5 protein-coding genes are annotated in these 4,953 nt (G+C 44.1%); 2 read left to right on the plus strand and 3 right to left on the minus strand.

All coding sequences use genetic code 11. The features are described 5' to 3' along the window. A partial coding sequence (locus tag HWQ37_RS14710; protein ID WP_292748340.1) for a pentapeptide repeat-containing protein occupies positions 1-916 on the minus strand: 916 nt, incomplete at its 3' end. Between the two features lie 130 nt (positions 917-1,046). On the opposite strand from HWQ37_RS14710, the gene HWQ37_RS14715 reads away from it, so the two are divergent. Further along, a complete protein-coding gene (locus HWQ37_RS14715) occupies positions 1,047-1,232 on the plus strand; it encodes a hypothetical protein (protein ID WP_292748341.1) in 186 nt (61 codons plus the stop codon). A 69-nt stretch (positions 1,233-1,301) separates the two neighbouring features. Here the strand turns inward: HWQ37_RS14715 and HWQ37_RS14720 are convergent, their stop codons facing one another. Continuing rightward, the gene (locus tag HWQ37_RS14720; protein ID WP_292748342.1) at positions 1,302-1,733 is read right to left on the minus strand and encodes an NUDIX hydrolase; all 432 of its coding nucleotides are present in this window, start codon (positions 1,731-1,733) and stop codon (positions 1,302-1,304) included. A gap of 186 nt (positions 1,734-1,919) precedes the next feature. Between HWQ37_RS14720 and malQ the strand changes: the two genes are divergently transcribed. Continuing rightward, entirely contained in the window at positions 1,920-3,428 is a 1,509-nt protein-coding gene (gene malQ, locus HWQ37_RS14725; RefSeq protein ID WP_292748343.1) for a 4-alpha-glucanotransferase, read from the plus strand. A gap of 809 nt (positions 3,429-4,237) precedes the next feature. Here the strand turns inward: malQ and HWQ37_RS14730 are convergent. Next, a partial coding sequence (locus tag HWQ37_RS14730) for a helix-turn-helix domain-containing protein (RefSeq protein WP_292748344.1) occupies positions 4,238-4,953 on the minus strand: 716 nt, incomplete at its 5' end.

Genomic DNA, 4,953 nt, shown 5'->3' on the forward strand with positions numbered 1-4,953 from the left:
TCATAGATATTACTTTCTCTAACGATGTTTCCTGTTTACCGATTTCCGCTTCAGCAGCGATCGGCTTGTAAACCTCTCCATCTGGCATTATCGCACCAGTTAGGTCAGCATCTTTAAAGGTTGCTCCATAGATATTTGCCCCAGTTAAGTCAACCCTTCTCAAATTTGCTCCATCTAAATTTGCCTTGGTTAAATTTGCCCACCGCAAATTAACTTTTTCTAAATTCGCTCCTTGGAGAAATGCTTGTGTAAGGTTCGTACTTTGAAGAGATGCTGCTGTAAAATCTATACCAGTCAAATTCATGCCTGACAGATCAACTTCATGTAGATTCGCTCTATGAAATATACTTCCTTGGAGTTTGGCACTTTGCAATATTGCCTCAGTTAAGTTTGCCAGAGTAAAGTTCGATCCAATTAAGTACGCCTGACCGAAATCTGTCTTAGTTAGATTAGCTTTACTGAGATTAGCTTCAGCTAAGGAAGCCGCAGTGAGGTCTGCATTACTAAGATTTGCTCCACTTAAATTTGCTGTATCTAAGTTTGCATAAATTAATTTTGCACTACTTAGGTTTACACCTGTCAGGTTTGCCTGTTCTAAGTTTGCATAATTCAAATTTGCGCTACTTAGATTTGACCAACTTAAGTTAACACCATTAAGGTCTGTCCAAGCCAAAATTGCTGAAGAAGCATTTACCGAGTTCAATTTTGTATCTGCTAGAGACGCTTTAGTAAGATTTGTACTATTAAGCTTTGCTTGGGTTAAATTTGCTCCACTTAAATCAACCCCAGCCAAATTTGCACCGTATAGGTCTATTTCACTGAGGTCTGCACCTTTGAGATTTTCTTCACTCAAATTTTCTGAATGAAATTTCCGTTGTCCTTCGGCGTATTTCTCCAACAGCGTTTCAGCATCCATAATGCACCATTAAATACCACTGACACAGTATAATCACAAAAACTTTGTGTCACAGATATTCCTCTCCGCGCCCTCTGTGCCTCTCCAGTTCGTTCCTCTTACCCCAATCTCGAACGCATCCCATAATGCCATGTCAACCGAAAAAAATGATCATACTTCCAATCATCAAACGAAACCGGAAATACAGGAAGCAACACCAATTATTAGAGGCTCTAAAGCAGAAGACTTACTAAAATTTGCCGGAACCTGGCAAGGGGATGACTTTCAGGAGTGCTTGCAGCTTGTTTACCAAACCCGTTCCCCGGCTGAATTTTAGTCAGGGAATTCCAGATATTCCTCTCCCCTCCTCTCTCCGCGCCCTCTGCGCCTCTGCGGTTCGTTCCTCTTACCCCAACATCGGACGTATCCCATAATGCCGATATCGCCAATAATCGCGCAGAATGCGATCGTGGTCAAAACATAAATTACCAGGTACTTTCCAATACTCAAAAATGCCTACACCCTTAGCATCATCACCAGCCACAGGTTCCCCCGTAGCTGTCGCCAAAAACACAATACTAATCGTATGCTGACGCGGATCGCGATCGGGGTCAGAATATACCAATAATTGTTCAACCAACTCCACCTGTAAACCCGTCTCTTCCTCAGCCTCTCGCCGCGCCGCCACTTCCACCGCTTCCCCATAATCTACAAAACCACCAGGAATAGCCCAACCTAAAGGTAGATTATGTCTTTCAATTAACACTATAGGCCGATGAGGTCGATCTACTAGTTCAATGATGATATCAACTGTCGGTGTAGGATTTCGGTAAGTCATATTTATGAGTCATTGGTCATTGGTCATTAGTCATTGGTCATTGGTTATTTACAAAGGACAAATGACAAACGATAAACAAAATGAGTTTACTTGATTTCCCCTGTAAATCCTGTTCCGTGATAAATTCGATGCGATCGCATCTTGTCTCCATCAGATAATTGCTCCCTCTCATAACTCAGGTTACTTATGCCTTTTCCTAGATCCAGTGGCATTTTGCTGCATCCTACCTCCTTTCCCAGTCGATTTGGCATTGGAGATTTAGGCCTAGAAGCCTATCGCTTCATTGATTTTCTTAAAGAGAGCCATCAACAATATTGGCAAGTTTTACCACTAGGCCCCACTGGATACGGCAATTCTCCGTATATGTGCTACTCAGCAATGGCAGGAAATCCTCTGCTAATTAGCCCAGAAAAACTCTTAGAAGAAGGTTTACTCTCTGAAGAAGACTTTGCTAATTTACCAGGATTTCCGGTAGAAAAGGTAGATTTCCAGCAGGTCGTGCCAATTAAGATTGGGCTACTCAAAAAAGCCTGTGAAAACTTTAGAACCAATGCTACGCCCATCCAGCAGAAAGAGTTTGCAGGTTTTTGCGACAGTAAAGCCTATTGGCTAGATAATTACGCCTTATTTATGGCGCTCAAAGATGCTAACGACAATGCAAACTGGCACGCATGGAAACCAGAATTTGTCAAGCGCGATCCCCAAGCATTAGAGCAAGCCCAGCATCGGCTCAAGGTCGAGATTTATTATTACAAATTCGTCCAATTTGAGTTTTTCCGCCAGTGGTCAGACCTGAAAGCCTACGCCAATATGCGCGGCATTGACATTATTGGCGATATCCCCATCTACGTAGCTCATGATAGCGCCGACGTGTGGGCGCATCCCGACATATTTTGCTTAGATAAAGAGACAGGAGCAGCTGCTCAAATGGCAGGAGTTCCACCAGATTATTTTAGCGCCACCGGTCAATTGTGGGGAAACCCGGTTTATAACTGGCAGGAATTGCAAAAACAAGATTTTAAATGGTGGGTACAGCGCTTTGAAGCAATGCTGGATTATGTAGATATAATTCGCATTGACCACTTTCGGGGCTTTGAGGCTTATTGGTCAGTACCCCAAGGTGAAGAAACTGCGATGAATGGTAAATGGGTGGAAGCGCCTGGAGATGCTTTTTTTGCAGCGATTAGGGAGAAATTGGGCAAGCTACCCGTATTGGCGGAAGATTTGGGAGTAATTACCCCAGAAGTAGAAGCACTGCGAGACAAGTATGAATTTCCTGGAATGAAAGTTTTGCAGTTTGCCTTTGGTTCCGATCCCGGTAATCCATTTTTACCATTCAATTACCCGCGAAATGCTGTAGTTTATACTGGCACTCATGATAATGACACAACTGTAGGCTGGTTCAATTCAGCTAATGACAACGAAAAGCAAAACCTGTTGCTTTATTTAGGTTCTATTAGTCCTGAAGGCGTTCATTGGGATTTAATTCGTCTAGCTTTGAGTTCCATAGCCAACCAAGCGATTATTCCTTTACAAGATATCTTGGGATTAGGAAACGAAGCGCGGATGAATTTTCCGAGTGTTGCTGAGGGGAACTGGGAATGGCGCTATCAAGCAGCAGCTTTGACAGACGAATTACGCGATCGCTTAAAAGTTCTTACCAGACTCAATGGACGCGCCCCGGAAGCTCAGTGAGGAGTGAATGATATCATGTTCGGATAAGTAGTTGTCATTGCGATCGCTCTGCTCGCAATGACATTTTATAAGTAATCAGCCGAACATGGTCAGCCGCAGTGCGATCGCAATCCCTAGTACTTCGCGCAGTTGTGGCTTTAACAAAATCTCACATTTAGTATCGATCAAAAAATATTGCTCCAGGGTTGACGTTTCCGTGTTTCGCGCAGTCTGTAGCAGCTTCCGCCTTCCCTGTAAGAGCTTCCGCCTTGACGTTTCGGTGTTTTGCGCAGTCTGTAGCAGCTTCCGCCTTCCCTGTAAGAGCTTCCGCCTTGACGTTTCGGTGTTTTGCGCAGTCTGTAGCAGCTTCCGCCTTCCCTGTAAGAGCTTCCGCCTTGACGTTTCAGTGTTTCGCGCAGTCTGTAGCAGCTTCCGTCTTCCCTGTAAGAGCTTCCGCCTTGACGTTTCAGTGTTTCGCGCACTCTGTAGCAACTTCCGCGTTCCCTGTAAGAGCTTCCGCTTTAACTTTACTAAATCCTGACTGAGAAAAAAGTGCAAGCGAGATTCTCTCTACAGATTTCTAACACATCCAAATCTTTCTTGAAGAAAGAATTTAGAAGTCAGAATTCAGGAGTCATGATATGAATAGGGCATGGGGCATGGGACAAGGGGAATTACCATGCCCAATACCCTTCAGGAGTGCTGAGTACTGAGTGCTGAGTGCTGAGTGGGAAATCTCACTTATTTACTCAGAACGGGCTAAACCTTAGCTATCCGCTAACGGAACTCGGAACTACTATGCCCCATGCCCCATGCCCCATGCCCATATTTCAAAACTTAGGCTTGGCAGCAATCCTAACTTCTTCCTCTTTCCCTGGTTCTCCCATTTCCTTAGCTTTCTCTTGATTGACGCTCACCAACACACCACCAGCATTATCAGTTTTCACTGTCAGCTGCTCTTGGGCTTTCCAAACTCGGTGAGTTCCCTCTGGCAAAATACCCTCAAACTCGGTTTTGCCATCGGCTACTATACGAATCCAAGACGAGGCTTTCAAAGTTACACCAACCTGTACAACCTGTCCCTTTTGGACACCGCTCAGGGTATCGCTGACAGGTTGTACCTGCGTTGACTCTTTTAGTTGGGCTAATTCTGGTTTAACAACAGACTTTTGTTTTGGATATGACTGGCTTGGGCTATTACCTGCTTGTAGTAATGCGTTATTTAATAACTGAGATAACCCATTTACAGAGCATATTATTAGGAATATGTAAAGAAAGTAAAGATGAATCGGACGTAGTTGAGCCAGGGGTGAAGTATTCCCCATACTTAGGGGGTTCACTTGTGCAGAAGCGATCGGAAAAGTGCCAGAAAATTCTACTCCATTCAAGCCGAGTGCATCGGCGAATTGCCTGATTAAACCCTGAATATAGACTGGTTCTGGTAGATCGTTAACATTACCTTCTTCGATCGCCTGTAATAATCGTCTGGGAATCCTGGTTAATGCAACCACTTGATCTAGGGATAGACCCTGTTCTTGACGCAATG

Origin of the sequence: Nostoc sp. NMS4 (assembly GCF_017115095.1) — a bacterium.
GTDB lineage: Bacteria > Cyanobacteriota > Cyanobacteriia > Cyanobacteriales > Nostocaceae > Nostoc.

Bases quoted from the DNA above. Each gene is read 5' to 3' on its own strand.
- malQ (WP_292748343.1), top strand. From the start codon at position 1,920: ATGCCTTTTCCTAGATCCAGTGGCATTTTGCTGCATCCTACCTCCTTT.
- HWQ37_RS14715 (WP_292748341.1), top strand. From the start codon at position 1,047: ATGTCAACCGAAAAAAATGATCATACTTCCAATCATCAAACGAAACCG.
- HWQ37_RS14720 (WP_292748342.1), bottom strand. From the start codon at position 1,733: ATGACTTACCGAAATCCTACACCGACAGTTGATATCATCATTGAACTA.